Below are 15,042 nucleotides of genomic sequence, written 5' to 3'. Positions count from 1 at the left end.
TTTTCTCATGGTTTCTGCCTTTTTTTTTGCTTCTATCTTTGTCTCACTATTAACCAATTAATTTTTACTACTATGAAAAACTTTATTACTGGTGTTTTTACACTAATGGCTATGAGTTTCACTTTTGCACAGGCAAATATTGATGTAAGTACTCAAAATGGAAACATGAATACGGCAACTGTTGATCAGACAGGATTATTAAACATTAACTCTTTAACACAAGATGGAAATCGAAATACTGCCGATATCGATCAGGTTGGAGTTTTAAACACAAATGACGCTGAAAGTATCGGAAACAGAAACTCAATCGATGTAGATCAATGGGGTCTTGCTAATTCCAACACGGTAAGCCAGCAGGGAAGCAGAAACTCTGCAACCACTTGGCAAGCCGGAATTTCTAACAGCACTCAACAAACACAGATCGGTAGAAGAAATGAAGTCTCTTCTTGGCAATTAGGAAGCGACAACACGGCTATCCAATTCCAGAACGGTAGAAGAAACGATGCCAGTTCTGTACAGGCAGGGGATGATAACTTTGCTCTTCAATTACAGGATGGAAGAAGAAATGACGCCAGCGGTATGCAGGTAGGTGATGGAAACATCCTTGTGCAATATCAGTCCGGAAATGATAACAGCGCCACTCACACCCAATTAGGGGATGGTAACATTGCGGTTGCAGCACAAGTTGGAGATGATAACGTAGCAATGGGAGCACAAACGGGAGACGGTAACCTATTATTCCAGTTACAGTCAGGCGATTCTAATACTGCCATCGATGTGCAAACAGGAGACGCCAACTTTGCAGTGGTAAATCAATCAGGAAATGCACACGTGCACCTTGGAACTCAAATGGGAAATGGTAACTCTTTGATGGTTAATCAATCCAATTAATAAAATAATTATTAATGCGGAGCAGGAGGAACGGAAGTTCTTCCTGTTTTCCTTTTTAACAGGAATTTTATCGTAACCATAAACCGTGATTTTAAAACAGTACCTGCTACACGTGTTTTCTTCAACAGGCTAATCAAGTAACTTTAATAAAAATTAATGACCATGTTTAAGTTCGGATGGAGTGTCTGTACACTTCTTATTTTCCTTACCGTAAAGTCACAGGAAATAGACTGGAATCGGATCAACAGTAATAATATTCTCAATGTTATTGCCACTCAGAATCCTGATCCTGCGATTCTTTCTTATTCCAATATCGTTCAGGTTGGAGATTTTAATAATGCGGAATTATCCATTAATGCTAAAACCAATATTTCCGTACAACAGACCGGAGATTACAATACGCTTTATTTCATTAATTCATTCACCGATACTGAAAACAAAACCGCCGTTACGACCCGGGGAAACAATAATATTATTGACATAACGGGTAGCAACAGCATCTCAGACGGCATGAAGATCGATGTGAAAGGAGACAATAAAACGATTTTCGTAAGAAACTATTAAAACACAAATGATGAGAAAAATTTATTCTTTGGTTTTTTACCTTTTTTTTATGTTGTTTTCGCTTCTTGCCTTTGCGCAGGAAGAGAAAAAGGTTGTTGCAAAAATCGAGAGTGAGTTTGTAGAAAATCAGGTCAAATTAAAAGCAATCGTCACCAATAACACCAATATTTATAAAGAGCTTAATTATCTTTTGGTTTCAATTAAAAAAGGGGATGGCGGGAATCTTTCCAACAACAAGCAAAGCGGAAAATTTTCCTTAAATCCGAATGAGGTTAAAAATTTATCGGAAATTAATATCAATCTCGAAAAAAAAGACGCTTTGAAAGCTTTCCTTTATATTAAAGATGAAGAATCCCAAAAACTGATCGCAAAAGACAGTCTTGAACTTAATTCTAATTTATTTAAAAAGAAAGTAAGCAAAGTAGAAGAAGATGCTGTTTTTGAGCTCCGAGGACTTACCATTGACGAAACCAAAAGCAAAATCGGTAAAGATTTCTATGATATTTTTTACATTCAGTACAGTCAGATTCCTGATAAAAGCAATTCTGCGATCACCATTTCTGAACTTCCCGTTCGCGGAACCAACGGGCAGATCAATATTGAAATAGACGATAAGGTAATTTACAGTTTTATGACCAATCCAAGTGAAGATTATCTTAAAGAACAGCTGGCGAACAGCCTTAAATACATCAAAGAGTTTAATGCAAAGAAAAATTTGATAAAAAATGAATTTATATACTAAAAACACCCGCCATGAAAACGCTAATAATTATTTTGACTTTTATTGCAGGGATTTTCCTCGGGAAATCTCAGCAACTCGTCTACAAACCCATTAATCCGGCATTCGGAGGCGATACTTTTAACTATCAATGGCTTTTAAGCTCTGCCAATGCCCAAAATCAGTTTGATGAAAAAAACAATTACGGAAATTTGCTCGACGGGTTGAATTCACTTGATAGTTTTAGCCAAAGCCTAAACCGTCAGGTTTTGAGTGAATTATCCAGAAAATTATTTGAAGATCAGTTTGGGGAAGGCACCATACAGCCCGGAAATTATCTTTTCGGCTCTCTTTACTTACAGATTACCACTACCGCACAAGGCTTGATGATTAATATTTTGGACACAGGAACCGGAGAACAATCCGAGATCGTGATTCCAAAATAACTAAAAAGTAACTAAAACCAGATTAACCATGAGAGTAAACAATTACACCAAAGTATTTTTCAGTGGTGTGCTGATGTGCATTGCACAGGGATGCGGCTCCTTGCTCGGGCTCCCATCCAGCCCTGAAAGATCTACACTGGGAGAAAATACCTCCTATACGACCGAACTCAATAATTTGCCTTTACCGAAAGAAAAAATCGTTATAGGTGTTTATAAATTCAGAGATCAGACAGGGCAGTACAAACCGGCAGAAAACGGCAACAACTGGAGCACAGCCGTTCCACAAGGTACAACGACAATTTTGATCAAAGCTTTGGAAGACAGCCGTTGGTTTGTACCCATTGAAAGAGAAAATATTGCCAATCTTTTAAACGAAAGACAAATTATCAGATCCACAAGACAGGAATACGCAAAAGATGCCGATAAAACCAGCCAGGCCCTACCACCACTTTTATATGCAGGAATTCTTCTTGAAGGCGGCGTAATTTCCTACGACAGCAATATTATGACGGGAGGCATCGGCGCAAGATATTTCGGGATCGGGGCATCTACACAATACAGACAGGACAGAATCACGATTTACCTTCGTGCTGTTTCTACCTTGAATGGTGAGATTTTAAAAACAGTTTATACCTCAAAAACCATTCTTTCGACCAGTATTAATGGAAGTTTTTTTAGATACATAGACACTGAACGCCTTTTGGAAGCTGAGGTGGGACTTACCCAGAATGAGCCGGTCCAGCTAGCGGTGACCGAAGCCATCGAAAAGGCTGTAAAGTCTCTGATTGTTGAGGGCATCAGAGATAAAATTTGGGGAAAAGCTGTCGACAACGTTGGAAATTATCAGGCTCTCGTTGATGAATATAACAGGGAACAGGATCATAATAAGAATAGACTGATCGGGAACAAATTTCCAAATGATTACAGACAGCAATTCTCCATTTTTGCGAATGTAGAAGCACAAAAAGTAAAAGACGATTATGTAAATCCTAAAATGACCGTCGGAGGAAAAATTGGAGTAAAATATTTCATCAGCCCGAATTTTAATATTGAATTAAATGGAAATGTCTTCACCCAGGAAAATGAAAAAATTCTGAAACGTACCTACCTCATTCCGGAAGTCAATCTGGAATATCTGATGCTGCCTAAATACAAATTCAGTCCATACATTTACGGTGGAGCGGGCGCAATGTATTCTAAGGTTAAACCTCGGTATAAAGGTCAGATCGGTGGCGGATTAGAATATATGTTTGCTAAAAATGTGGCTGTGAGAGCTTCTACTCAATACGATATTGGTTTTAAAGATGATTGGGAAAACCTGATCAGCGGCCAGAGAAAAGATCAGGCATTGAGATTTGCGTTAGGATTCAATTTTTACATTGGAAATAAATAAAAACATAAACTATGAAAACTTTAATAAAAATTCTCAGCATATTTATCCTTTCGTTTATCATGATTTCCTGTAACGAAGATCTTGTAGAACAGGCTCAGACAGGCTCTCTAAAAGGAAAAGTAGTGAAAAGAGGTACTAATGAACCGATTCCCAATGTGAAAATCTTCACAACACCTTCTACACAGACGGTTTTCAGCGGTGCAGACGGGTCATTTGAAATTGCAGATATGCCGATTGGAAATTATTCCGTGAAAGCTGAGTTATCAGGATATTTAACCACTTTTCAGGGCATTAATCTTCAGAATCAGAATCAAATTGTATCGGTGGTTTTTGAAATGGATGATGATGAATCTTTAAATTCACCGCCCACGACGCCATTATTGTTAAGCCCGACAGATAATTCTGTCAATCAGCCCTTAACAGTTGAGCTCACATGGAGTTCTACAGATCCTGATGCAGATGACGTTCTAAAATATAATGTAACCATAAAAAACAATCTTGATACGAATATTATACAGATTAATGATTTAGGGGTTAATCATTATACACTCCCTAATTTAAAATTTGGTGTAAGTTACTTTTGGCAGGTGTCTGTCTCTGATGGCATTCACCCGCCGGTTTTAAGCGCGCTTGGGAAATTTACTACCAATACCGTTCCTGCAAACCGTTATCATTATGTCCGAAAACAGAACGGAAATTTATACATCATTTCCAGCGATCAGGCGGGAAATAATTTTCAGTTTACAGATCTTTCTTATAACAGCTGGCGACCGAGAAAAAATAATAATGCAGGATTGATCGCTTTTATGAGAACGGAAGGCGGAAATACTCATATTTACACTGCAAATCCTGATGGTTCCTATCCTTTTAAAGTAACGACGGTTCCTACCGCAGGCTTTAATAATTATGAAATGGATTTTGCATGGAAAACCAACGGGAACGAAATTATTTACTCTAATTTTGATAAATTATATAAAATTAATAAAGACGGAAGTGGATTACAATTAATTTATACGACACCCGACGGAAGCATGATCTCCGAATGCGACTGGAGCTATGACAGCAGTAAAATTGTTTTGAAAACCAATAATTTTAACGGCTATAATACAAAAATATTCATTATCGATATGATGGGGAATGTTTTGAAAACCGTTCTTGCAGGCGTAAACGGGGCAACTGGCGGGCTCAATGTATCTGTTGACGGGCATTTTCTTCTTTATACCCACGATATTTCGGGATACGAAGATGCTTCTGGGAATTACAGACAGCTTGATTCTCATATTTTTATGTATGATTTAACAAATAATACGATACACGACATTTCTTTGGAAAGCGAAAAAGCTTTGGGAACCAATGATCTTGATCCCAGATTTTCTCCTAATAACGCACAGGTTCTCTTCATGAATACGTCCAGCGATAATATTTCACAGAGAAATGTCATGACCATTGATCTTAATAGCTCTTTAACCGATCTTACCAGAGCAGTTCTCTTCAATAACGCAGAAATGCCGGATTATGAATAGTTAATTTGTGAATTGTGAATTTTGCTTTACAAGTCAATTATAAAATGTCAATAATGAATTGTCAGTGGTCAATTTCTCAGATTCACTTTGACTTGCGAAGCAAAATTCACAATTCGCATCTTTTATTTAACCAAAAATTCCAAGTCTTTCGGCTTGGAATTTTTGGTTAAATAAAAGATATAGTTAGTCTATCATGTGGTTTTCCATGGCGTATTTTACGACTCCGACAGAATTTTTTACATTTAATTTTAAAAGAATTCTTTTGCGGTGTGTTTCTACGGTATTGATGCTGATGAAAAGCTTTTCTGAGATGTCTTTGCTGCTGAGTCCGTCGCAGATTAATTTTAGAATTTCCAGTTCGCGTTTGGTAAGGGGATCACGCATCTGAAGCCTGCTTTGGCCTTGTTTGTGGCTTATAAAATCTATCATTCTTTCTTTTGCATGATCACAAATGTAGATTTCGTCTGATAGTAAAGCTTGTGTGGATTTTAGAAATTCATCATATCTGCTGTTTCTGTCCAAGTAGCTTTTGATACCTTTATCGAATAGTTTTCGGACATCAGTGACGTCATAGGAATTACCGATAATAATGATTTTTATGTCTTTATTTTGAGAAGTAATTTTTTCTACGGCTCTGTAAATTTCATTGAGCATCAGGATATTTGAACTGATCATGAGAAATTGCGGAGGGTCTTCCTGTAGCTGTAAAGAGAGCGTTTCGTAGCAATTACAAATGTCAATAGTGTTGAAAATTTTACTTTGACTAAGAAGTTTTGAAAGCCCTTCTGTATATAAAAGAGGCTCATCAAAAATGGTTAATCTTGGCTTCATCATGGTTAGTTTTATTTATATAAAATTATAAAAAAAACTTTACATTTTATGTATTTTCGTAATAAAAAATCATATTATTTGAATAAATAATTAAATATAACAAACATTTATTGATTATTTGTTAAATAATTCTCTTATTGTAGAGTTTTTATTAAATAAATTAGAATTATTATTGTTAAATAGTAATGATAATGATGGTTTCGAGAGGCTTAGACTGAAAATATTTTATTTAACTAACACTTTGGGGATATGTTTACGGTAAAATTTACTGAGATTGCAATGAAATAAGAATGTTGGCTTCATGATGAATTACATTGCTTTGTCAATTATTAAATTATCATACAAATATTTAAAACAAAAAACCTCCGGAAAACTGGAGGTTTAAAAATTTTGTATTAATTAGAATATCCGATCAATTCTTCTTTTTTAGAATTGTAGATTCTGTATTCCAAGTACTTAAAAGAATCTCTTGGGATGATGGTTACCCATTTTTTGTATTTCATAAACCATTTCATCTGGATGCTTTTAATTCCTTTTGTAAGGTAGGCTTCCACGAAAGGGTGCACATGCAGGTAAAGTTTTCCTTTTTCCTTTTGCATGATTGTTTTGAGGCCATCTTCCATTCTTTCTACAATAACAATTGGTGCGATGATTTCGCCGTCTTTGTTAGGATTTTCTTCTTTGGTATCGATCTGCTTTTCCGGACGGTTTCTCTGTCTGGTAATCTGGATCAGGCCAAACTTACTCGGTGGTAAGATTTTGTGGCGCGCTTTGTCGCGGTTCATTTCTTCTTTCAGATGCTCGTACAAATCTCTTCTGTGATCGGGGTTGGTCATGTCGATAAAATCGATGACGATAATACCGCCCATATCCCGAAGACGAAGCTGCCTTGCAATTTCTGTCGCTGCCATTTTGTTCACTTTCAGTGCGTGTTCTTTATTGACAGCGGCTCCGGTCGTAATATTATTTCCGGAATTAACGTCGATAACGTGAAGGGCTTCCGTATGTTCTATCACAAGATAAGCACCTTTAGAGCTTGGAATATTTACGTGTTTGCCGAAGCTTTGCTTAAGCTGCTTCTCAACGTTATAATATTCGAGTAGAGGAATGTGTGAGTTATAAAACTGAACAATATTTTTTCTTTCAGGAGCAATTACTTCCACGTAACTTTCCATTTCGTTAACCATTTGCTCATCGTCGCAGATGATGCTTACGAAATCCTGATTAAAATTGTCCCTTAAAATAGCTGAAGCTTTATCATCTTCGCTTAAAACCTTAGACGGAACCTTATTTTTCTGTATATTTTTAAAAGTGCTTTCCCATTTCTGAATCAGCTGATTCATATCATTATGCAGGTCTGCTACTTTTTTTCCTTCGGCAACGGTTCTGATAATCACACCGAAGCCTTCAGGCTTAATACTTTCAATAAGCGTTCTCAATCTCTCTTTTTCTTCAAAACTTCTTACTTTTTTTGAAATCGAAACCTTATTGTCAAAAGGTATCAAGACCAAAAAACGTCCTGTTAAGGAGATTTGTGTAGAAATCCTCGGACCTTTCGTAGAGATTGGTTCCTTGGTAATTTGGAGCAGAACAAGGTCATCTTTGGCGATTACTTTGTCTACGGTTCCGTTTTTGTCAATTTCGGGTTGTATCTCGAAATTTTTTAAGCTTGAAGTGCTTTGTTTTTTGGAAATAGTATCTTTCAGAAACTTTTTGTAAGTAAGATATTGTGGCCCCAGATCCTGATAATGCAAAAAAGCATCTTTGTCGTAGCCGATATTTACGAATGCGGCATTCAGGTTCGGAGCCAGTTTTTTTACTTTTCCTATGAACAAATCTCCAACTATGAAATCACTTTTGTCCTCTTCCTCATGAAGCTCACATAATCTTCCGTCTTCCAGCAATGCAATTTTTGTAGACTCATCTTCATGCGAAACTATTAGTTCTTTCTTCATTTTTAAGATAAAATAATTTTTAAGATTATAGGAAATGGCTTGGTTTTCATTATGTATTAAATATAGGGATAAAATTAAAACCAAGGTATTTTATTGAGAAAAATATAAAATTGATCTTCATATTTCCGCGGAATCTTACTTAGTGGCAAAACAAAAATATAGTCGGTGAACTCTAAAAAATTAAAACCACCAACTATATTATTATATTGTAAATCTCGAAAAAGAGAGATTATTTTTTCTTATGTCTGTTCGCTCTTCTTCTTTTCTTTCTTTTGTGAGTTGCAACCTTGTGTCTTTTTCTTTTCTTTCCGCTTGGCATAATTATAATTTTTTAGTAACTAGTTAATATTCAGTTAATTTTCTTACTTTACTGTAACTTTCGTCTTTACTTTCTCAACAAAAGATTTTGATGGTTTGAAAGCAGGAATGTTATGAGCAGGAATCTCAATCGCAGTATTCTTAGAGATGTTTCTTCCCGTTTTTGCTGCTCTGGTTTTAATGATAAAAGAACCAAAACCTCTTAGATAAACATTATCACCATTATACATAGAAGTCCTGATCTCCTGCATAAAAGCTTCTACAACTTTCTGTGTTTCATTCTTTTCTGTTCCCAATTTATTTGAGATGGTGTTTACCAATTCTGCCTTTGTCATTTCCTTTTTTAATTTTAAATTTTAGGTGTGCAAATTTAGTTAAAAAAATTGAATACTAGCAAATTAGTGGCAAAATATTTTTATTTCTGCAGCTAAAAATGGTAAGGTTAAGTGAATATTAATAAATGATTAAGCTTTTTACATGCTGGAATTGTAATATCCGTTTTCCACGCAAAAGCGGATGAGATGGAGTTTTGTCTTCAAACCGAGCTTTTCTGTAAGCCTGTTGATGTACGTGTCGATGGTTCTCGTGCTTAAATTCAGTTTTTCGCCGATTTCTTTATTGCTGAAGCCTTCATAGCAGAATTTCATCAGCTGAATCTCGGTCGAAGAAAGCTCTTCCTGGCTCTTTTTCTGACGATCCATATAATCCTGAACGGCAAGCGGCTGTTGCTCCCAGTTTTTGGAATAAGTGGCGTAATCGAAGCTGTCAGAGGCTATTTTGCCCTTGATAATGTCTTTGATGACGCTGCTTTGCTTTTGACAGTAATAAATATTCGGAATTTTTGAAAGAATTTCCGCCATATCTTCCTGATATGTCCCGGAATAAGTGATAATCGGCGTTTCGGTGTTGCTTTTTCTGATATATTTTATGGCTTCAATCCCGCTCAGAACAGGCATAAAAAGCTCAATGATAAATACATCTTCCTGCCTTCTGTAGATTCTGTTAATAAGCTCGTGCCCGTTGTTACAATCATTCAGCAGCATATTAAACGGATTTTCAAGCAGCGTTTTGATCATTATTTTCTTAAAATAAAAATCACTGTCTGCTATAGAAAATCTAACGGTATTGCTTAGTAGTTTGCTCATTTTAATATCGATTTGGTGTAGATATTTAAAATTTTTGAGGTCTAATTTATGAAAATCTTATTAAAGTGAAAATTAATCTTAAATTAATTAACATTGGTTTATTTTTTAACTAAAAAACTTAAATTTTGTGCATAAATTATTTTTTTATAAATTCACGCTCCAAACAAATCACAAGTATATGTCTTCGAATAGGGAGAAAAAATTAAACCAATCAGACGTCAGGGTAGGCATTTGGAAGTTTGTTCTATCTTTTATCGTGTTATCAGCAGTTTCTTTCTGTTGTGTATTTTTCTTTTTTAAAAGTTATGATATTCAGCGGGAAGGTATTAAGAAACAGGCAGATGACTATCGGGAGCTACTGACGCGCAGCGACCTGCTCAGAACTCATGTAGACAGCATTTTTTACAGAATGGACCAGCTTGATATCAACAAGGTGGATAATGATATTTTCCTGAGAAACTATATCATGGACAACGTACGGGATGCCAAAAACATCATGGGAAGAGACAGCGCAGACAATTTTAAGCATTATTCTATCCTGATGAAGCAGATAGAACCGATGCTGGCTCTGAAAAATCAGATCGTGAATGTTTCTTACAAAGAGCAGGCCGCACTTCGTGATTTAAGCGAATGCAGAGGCAAAGTAGGCATTGCAAACAACGAATTGCGAATAGATCCTACAAGAAAATTTACAGGAAGCAGAAGAAGAAAATAAAAACTAAGCTATGCAGGGACACATTACATTATCAAAAAAAGAAAGGCATTACCAGTTTTTTTATCTGATATTAATGCTTTTGGCAGCTCTTATATTTCTGGGCGTGATCTTTTTGAAAGGTTTTGAATCACCGTTTTCAGATGAAGATATTGTTTCTATAAGAAATCTTGATGAAAAGGCAAAATTTGATCAACAACAAAAATTCACATACAAACTGCTCGACAGCACTTTTTCACAGATCAACCGTCTTACGGACGAAACGCCTCAGCCTTTTGTGGAAAATAATATCATGTACAGCATCAATGATGTTGCCAATTATTTTCAAAATAACAACAATACTTCTGATATCAGAAAAGAAGGTTTTCCACAGATCGCAAAATTTTATAAAATGTATTTCAACGACAAAAAAATTATTTCAAGTAAAACTGAAAACATAAAAAGCTTCGAAAAACAGTTTGAAGAATGCTCCATTGGCTTTAAAGAAAAGAAAAATCAGCTTTTTCAACGTGAAAATGCCTTAAAAGCCAGAAATCAGTAATCACAGAAGAAGAAATTACATATAAAACACATCACACAATCATTAACTATGAATTACTTTCAAAAGAACAAAAAGAACATTATCATCGGTGTTATTGCGGCTCTGCTTATCGCAGCATTGGTTGCGCTATGGCTGCAGAAGAAAGTTATACACTCTGCCGACGATATTGTGGGGCTGGTATATCCGTCTTCGGTAGCAGTGGGAGATACGCTTTTATTTGAAGATAAAACCCAGTTTGCAAAAACAAAAAGATGGAATTTCGGAGACGGAACTACATCTGATAAAAGCAGCGGAATCCATTTCTACAACAGGCCGGGATATTATCAGGTAACATTGATTATTGATAATAAATATTCTAAATCTTTTCCGGTAATGGTTTCTGCGAGAAGCGTTCCGAAGCCGAAAGACACTGCAAAAATCATCACTACGATCGATGCGCAAAGCCAGGCTATGCAGTTTGAAAATGTGCAGTTCCGTGCTATTTCCGATGCCAAGCAGTTTACCTGGAAATTTGGCGAAACAGGAAATATCGATGCTAAAGAAAAAATGGCGATTTATTCTTACAAAAAACCCGGAGATTACGTTGTTACGCTTTTCACGGATGAAAATATTGAGCCGATCTTACACCACATCAAAATCCTTCCTGCTTACGACGCTTTGGAAGAAGAAGTAAGCGTAGAAGATGCTTATGCTAAAATTGATAATGATTTTAAATATCATTTACAGCAGATCGCCAACGGAAACGGGTTCAACGTGCATTACAATTATCTTCTGAAAACATATCTGTGTAACAACGAAAATACAGTGGTAAAAGTAAACGACAGCAAAGCGAATAACTTTTACATGTATTGTGCAGGTCTTCAGTTTGATAAAAACAATGTGATCCAGACCGTAAAAGTGAATTTTGATGATGCACAGAACTGTGTAACCAAAGTTGATATAAACCAAAGCAAATAATTTCCCGTTCAGATTTTTTTGAACACACCAATCATTAAAGATAAATTAGGATGAAAAACAGATTTCCTCTAGCAGCATATTACATAGGAGTTTCAGTGTTGTTAACGAGTTGCCAGGTCAAACTGCCATCGAAAAAAACTCCGGAGCCGTCACAATACGGGCAGGTTGATAATTCACCTGTTGTCAATGGTTTTCCTAAAAAATCAGTGCCGTGGATCGCAATTTCGGACAGATCCAGAAATACGGCTTATTTAGATAAAAGTGACGAAAAATCATATAAAGAAGTTAAGTTTTTGGAGCCGTTAATGGTTTTAAAAAGCAGAGACGGGATGGTAAAGGTAGCAGAATATGTTCCTGATGCCCTGATGAAAAAAGTTTCGTCCAAACAAATCAAAACATACGGCTGGATCCCGGAATCTGATCTTCTTCTCTGGAGCAATTCTCTGAAAAGCGAAAAAACAGGTTTCCCGGTGAGAGTTGCCGTTCTTCCGAGTAACAGTGATGTGATCAGAAGCTCTGAAAGATATTATAAAAATGATTCGATTATGGTGTTTAATTCACCAAGTCTGATCGAACAGGCCGATGTAAAAATCCCGAACGGACAAATCGTTTACGTCTACAAGCAGGCCGAAAACAACAAAAGATTTTTGGTCGGAAAAAAGCCATCTGTTGATATGGACAGTATCAGTACGAGTCTGTACGGATGGGTGAGTTCAAACGTGATTTCAGCATGGGGAGAGCGTTCTGCCGTGAAAATGAAAAATACGACAGGCGTTACGGAAACCGCTTTAGGCCTTCACGAAGGTTCACCTGGTGGAAACGAAACAGAAAACAGAACCGCGATTCTTCTGACAGACGTCAACAAAAGAACAGCGCTTGAAAATATTTATCCGGTAAGTTTAGCTTTAAACGAAACTCCGACTCCGGATTCTAAAACGAAATATTTCACGAATATTTTAGATTACAGTAAAAATTATGTTTTCAATGTTTTGGGAGAACCGATTTACTTTGATCGTTACAGAGAAATTACAGAAAAAAATAAAAAAATAAACATCGTTTTTGCATTGGATATCAGTGCTCCAAATGCTCCGTATGCTCCGATTGTAAAGTCTTTACTGCAGGATTTGCAGCTTAGATTCGAGAAACCGTCTTATTTCAATACCGTGAAATATGGAGTAGTTTTATATAAAAATAATTCTTGCGGAGATAATGTTTCCGTTTCAAATTTAAGTACAGATTACAGTAAGATCACGACTTTCATTGATCAGAAAACAAATGAGATGAACTGCCCTAGCAACAGTGGTTATCAACCTGTTAATGAAGGGTTAATGGCGGCCGGAAACCTCCTTTCCAACGTTCCTGATGAAACAAATATTGTCATTACGGTCGGAACTTCTGCCAGCCAAAGCGGAAATATGTACGGCGTGATCAATTCTTTAACCCAGGCGCAGGCTAGAATTATTATGTTCCAGACAAGTGCAAGATCATCAGATACTTACAATGATTTTGTTTTAATGGCTGAAAATGTTGTGACCAATACGGCAAAAAATATCGCTGAATTGAAGAAACAGAAAATTATTAATCAAAATGATGTTTTAACGAAAAATAATTTCAGCCTGATTGAAGGTGATGCTGGATTCTTCTCTTTAGATTATCCGAAGCAAAGTATGTCTCAGGGGTTTGTTATTTTCCCTAAAAAAGGGGATATTGCAACTCCGGGTTATCTTAAAAAATCAGTTGACAGCTTAATTTCACAGGTTACTCTGGATAACGAAACTTTAGATAAATCTTTGAATGATTATTTCCATTCATCAGTTGGAGCAGGTAGAACGGATGTTGATTTGAAGTATAAATATCTGTATCCGGGATTAACAAACCCTGTTCCTGCGGGAATTGCAGCTCAGCTGATCAATTACGGAAGTCCGTTTTTAGTAAAAGGATATATTCCTAAAGAACTGAAAGATTTCAAGCCGGGATTAGAAAAAGGAATCCTGATTTCAGAAACAGAATATGATAATTTAAAGGCATTTTATACGGAAGTTTATCAAAAAACCGGAGCCGAAAGATCAGATTTCAACCAGGCCGCAGCGATCAGAGAGTACATCGCTATCCTTAAAAAATACAATCCTACCGTGAAATTCTTAGATAAAGGTGATCTTTATGAAAAACCTATGTCATATGCAGTAGGAATAAGTACGGGCTTTGACAATTCTGAAGAAGAATTAATGTCTAAATACAAGCTTAAAGGCTGGAAAAAATCGAAAATCGTGACTAATGAAACGGCAAGAACGTATTTCCGTCATTATAAAAATTTAGCAGAAAGAATGCTGACATACAGAAACAACCCGGCAGTAAAAATCCAGCAAAACGGACAAACATTTTATTGGTTGAATGAATACTTCATGCCTACAATGTTGCCGACGGAAGAACCTGAATATACTAAACATTAATAACTTATAATATTAAAAAGCAGAAAATTATTTCTGCTTTTTTCGTTTTTTGTTTAAAATTTTCTACCTTAGTAGAACCCAAATCATATAAATATGTCAACTCAAGCATCATCTCAGGACGGCAAACATTTTGTCGTCCAGAAGGGCAAATCTCAGTGCGATCAGGGAGATCAGTTTCCTGAGCACAAAGTAACCACCCATCAGCAACATTACTGGAACGATTCCGCTGGTAGCGCAGATTATCTTGCTGTTACAGAAGATGATTTGCAATTCAACCCTGCCGGGCCGAGCTTTGGAAAGTGTAAGCTAAAGCCCAGTTCGAGCGGTTATTTGCCTTGTTCATACGCGCCCGCCGGAAAATGGCAGAAAACCTATGAAAAAGTAAAAATCATGGGAAAACGTGCTGTAATAGAAACTTCAGAGCTTCAATGCACGGTCGGAGGAAAAATTACAATAAAAGATCATGGCCAACGCGGTGAAATGAGCAAGCAGAATGTGAAAAATGCAGACAGCAAAACGGTGCATCACATCAATCCGCTTGTGAAAATGGATGATTTTAAAGAGACCGTAGAAGAAAGTGAAATAGACGCTTATTAAC

The 15,042-nt window shown here is 36.4% G+C and carries 15 protein-coding genes; 11 read left to right on the top strand and 4 right to left on the bottom strand.

The features are described from left to right. Positions 1 to 72 precede the first annotated feature (72 nt). The 6 genes from BLT04_RS03110 to BLT04_RS03085 all read left to right on the top strand — a co-directional run bounded on the left by BLT04_RS03110 (position 73) and on the right by BLT04_RS03085 (position 5,535). Positions 73 to 891: a hypothetical protein gene (locus BLT04_RS03110; protein WP_089753563.1), complete on the top strand. Its 819-nt coding sequence runs from the start codon at positions 73 to 75 to the stop codon at positions 889 to 891. A 162-nt stretch (positions 892 to 1,053) separates the two neighbouring features. After that, entirely contained in the window at positions 1,054 to 1,455 is a 402-nt protein-coding gene (locus BLT04_RS03105; RefSeq protein ID WP_089753561.1) for a hypothetical protein, read from the top strand. A 10-nt stretch (positions 1,456 to 1,465) separates the two neighbouring features. Further along, on the top strand, positions 1,466 to 2,197 hold the full coding sequence (locus BLT04_RS03100; protein ID WP_089754222.1) for a CsgE family curli-type amyloid fiber assembly protein: 732 nt from the start codon (positions 1,466 to 1,468) through the stop codon (positions 2,195 to 2,197). A gap of 11 nt (positions 2,198 to 2,208) precedes the next feature. Further along, on the top strand, positions 2,209 to 2,619 hold the full coding sequence (locus tag BLT04_RS03095) for a curli production assembly/transport component CsgF (protein ID WP_089753559.1): 411 nt from the start codon (positions 2,209 to 2,211) through the stop codon (positions 2,617 to 2,619). A 28-nt stretch (positions 2,620 to 2,647) separates the two neighbouring features. Then, on the top strand, positions 2,648 to 4,012 hold the full coding sequence (locus BLT04_RS03090) for a CsgG/HfaB family protein (protein ID WP_089753557.1): 1,365 nt from the start codon (positions 2,648 to 2,650) through the stop codon (positions 4,010 to 4,012). An 11-nt stretch (positions 4,013 to 4,023) separates the two neighbouring features. After that, the gene (locus BLT04_RS03085; RefSeq protein ID WP_089753554.1) at positions 4,024 to 5,535 is read left to right on the top strand and encodes a carboxypeptidase-like regulatory domain-containing protein; all 1,512 of its coding nucleotides are present in this window, start codon (positions 4,024 to 4,026) and stop codon (positions 5,533 to 5,535) included. Positions 5,536 to 5,718: 183 nt separating this feature from the next. Here BLT04_RS03085 and BLT04_RS03080 read toward each other — a convergent pair whose 3' ends face one another. The 4 genes from BLT04_RS03080 to BLT04_RS03065 all read right to left on the bottom strand — a co-directional run bounded on the left by BLT04_RS03080 (position 5,719) and on the right by BLT04_RS03065 (position 9,784). Beyond that, positions 5,719 to 6,369, bottom strand: a complete 651-nt coding sequence (locus BLT04_RS03080) for a response regulator transcription factor (protein WP_228421894.1) — start codon at positions 6,367 to 6,369, stop codon at positions 5,719 to 5,721. Between the two features lie 392 nt (positions 6,370 to 6,761). Beyond that, positions 6,762 to 8,321, bottom strand: a complete 1,560-nt coding sequence (locus BLT04_RS03075) for an Rne/Rng family ribonuclease (RefSeq protein ID WP_089753552.1) — start codon at positions 8,319 to 8,321, stop codon at positions 6,762 to 6,764. Positions 8,322 to 8,683: 362 nt separating this feature from the next. Further along, a complete protein-coding gene (locus BLT04_RS03070; protein ID WP_027388329.1) occupies positions 8,684 to 8,974 on the bottom strand; it encodes an HU family DNA-binding protein in 291 nt (96 codons plus the stop codon). A 138-nt stretch (positions 8,975 to 9,112) separates the two neighbouring features. Then, on the bottom strand, positions 9,113 to 9,784 hold the full coding sequence (locus BLT04_RS03065; RefSeq protein WP_089753549.1) for a response regulator transcription factor: 672 nt from the start codon (positions 9,782 to 9,784) through the stop codon (positions 9,113 to 9,115). A 178-nt stretch (positions 9,785 to 9,962) separates the two neighbouring features. Here BLT04_RS03065 and tssO (BLT04_RS03060) point away from each other — a divergent pair, with 178 nt between their 5' ends. The 5 genes from tssO (BLT04_RS03060) (at position 9,963) to BLT04_RS03040 (ending at position 15,041) form a co-directional block, all read left to right on the top strand. Beyond that, positions 9,963 to 10,499: a type VI secretion system TssO gene (tssO, locus tag BLT04_RS03060; RefSeq protein WP_089753547.1), complete on the top strand. Its 537-nt coding sequence runs from the start codon at positions 9,963 to 9,965 to the stop codon at positions 10,497 to 10,499. Positions 10,500 to 10,509: 10 nt separating this feature from the next. Further along, positions 10,510 to 11,037 carry a type VI secretion system TssO gene (gene tssO / locus BLT04_RS03055; protein ID WP_089753545.1) on the top strand — a complete coding sequence of 176 codons (528 nt, stop codon included), beginning with the start codon at positions 10,510 to 10,512 and terminating at the stop codon, positions 11,035 to 11,037. A gap of 48 nt (positions 11,038 to 11,085) precedes the next feature. Beyond that, positions 11,086 to 11,994 (top strand): PKD domain-containing protein, encoded by a 909-nt coding sequence (locus BLT04_RS03050; RefSeq protein ID WP_089753543.1) that lies wholly within the window; start codon positions 11,086 to 11,088, stop codon positions 11,992 to 11,994. Between the two features lie 50 nt (positions 11,995 to 12,044). Continuing rightward, positions 12,045 to 14,444 carry a type VI secretion system protein TssR domain-containing protein gene (gene tssR, locus BLT04_RS03045; protein WP_089753541.1) on the top strand — a complete coding sequence of 800 codons (2,400 nt, stop codon included), beginning with the start codon at positions 12,045 to 12,047 and terminating at the stop codon, positions 14,442 to 14,444. Positions 14,445 to 14,537: 93 nt separating this feature from the next. Beyond that, positions 14,538 to 15,041: a DUF4280 domain-containing protein gene (locus BLT04_RS03040; RefSeq protein ID WP_089753538.1), complete on the top strand. Its 504-nt coding sequence runs from the start codon at positions 14,538 to 14,540 to the stop codon at positions 15,039 to 15,041. The last annotated feature ends 1 nt before the right edge of the window (position 15,042 follow it).

Origin of the sequence: Chryseobacterium soldanellicola (genome assembly GCF_900100115.1) — a bacterium.
In the GTDB taxonomy this organism is placed as follows: domain Bacteria; phylum Bacteroidota; class Bacteroidia; order Flavobacteriales; family Weeksellaceae; genus Chryseobacterium; species Chryseobacterium soldanellicola.
This window is presented reverse-complemented; position numbering and strand designations above follow the sequence as displayed.

Coding starts and splice junctions, on each gene's coding strand:
- BLT04_RS03110 (WP_089753563.1), top strand. CDS start 73: ATGAAAAACTTTATTACTGGTGTTTTTACACTAATGGCTATGAGTTTC.
- BLT04_RS03105 (WP_089753561.1), top strand. CDS start 1,054: ATGTTTAAGTTCGGATGGAGTGTCTGTACACTTCTTATTTTCCTTACC.
- BLT04_RS03100 (WP_089754222.1), top strand. CDS start 1,466: ATGAGAAAAATTTATTCTTTGGTTTTTTACCTTTTTTTTATGTTGTTT.
- BLT04_RS03095 (WP_089753559.1), top strand. CDS start 2,209: ATGAAAACGCTAATAATTATTTTGACTTTTATTGCAGGGATTTTCCTC.
- BLT04_RS03090 (WP_089753557.1), top strand. CDS start 2,648: ATGAGAGTAAACAATTACACCAAAGTATTTTTCAGTGGTGTGCTGATG.
- BLT04_RS03085 (WP_089753554.1), top strand. CDS start 4,024: ATGAAAACTTTAATAAAAATTCTCAGCATATTTATCCTTTCGTTTATC.
- BLT04_RS03080 (WP_228421894.1), bottom strand. CDS start 6,369: ATGATGAAGCCAAGATTAACCATTTTTGATGAGCCTCTTTTATATACA.
- BLT04_RS03075 (WP_089753552.1), bottom strand. CDS start 8,321: ATGAAGAAAGAACTAATAGTTTCGCATGAAGATGAGTCTACAAAAATT.
- BLT04_RS03070 (WP_027388329.1), bottom strand. CDS start 8,974: ATGACAAAGGCAGAATTGGTAAACACCATCTCAAATAAATTGGGAACA.
- BLT04_RS03065 (WP_089753549.1), bottom strand. CDS start 9,784: ATGAGCAAACTACTAAGCAATACCGTTAGATTTTCTATAGCAGACAGT.
- tssO (WP_089753547.1), top strand. CDS start 9,963: ATGTCTTCGAATAGGGAGAAAAAATTAAACCAATCAGACGTCAGGGTA.
- tssO (WP_089753545.1), top strand. CDS start 10,510: ATGCAGGGACACATTACATTATCAAAAAAAGAAAGGCATTACCAGTTT.
- BLT04_RS03050 (WP_089753543.1), top strand. CDS start 11,086: ATGAATTACTTTCAAAAGAACAAAAAGAACATTATCATCGGTGTTATT.
- tssR (WP_089753541.1), top strand. CDS start 12,045: ATGAAAAACAGATTTCCTCTAGCAGCATATTACATAGGAGTTTCAGTG.
- BLT04_RS03040 (WP_089753538.1), top strand. CDS start 14,538: ATGTCAACTCAAGCATCATCTCAGGACGGCAAACATTTTGTCGTCCAG.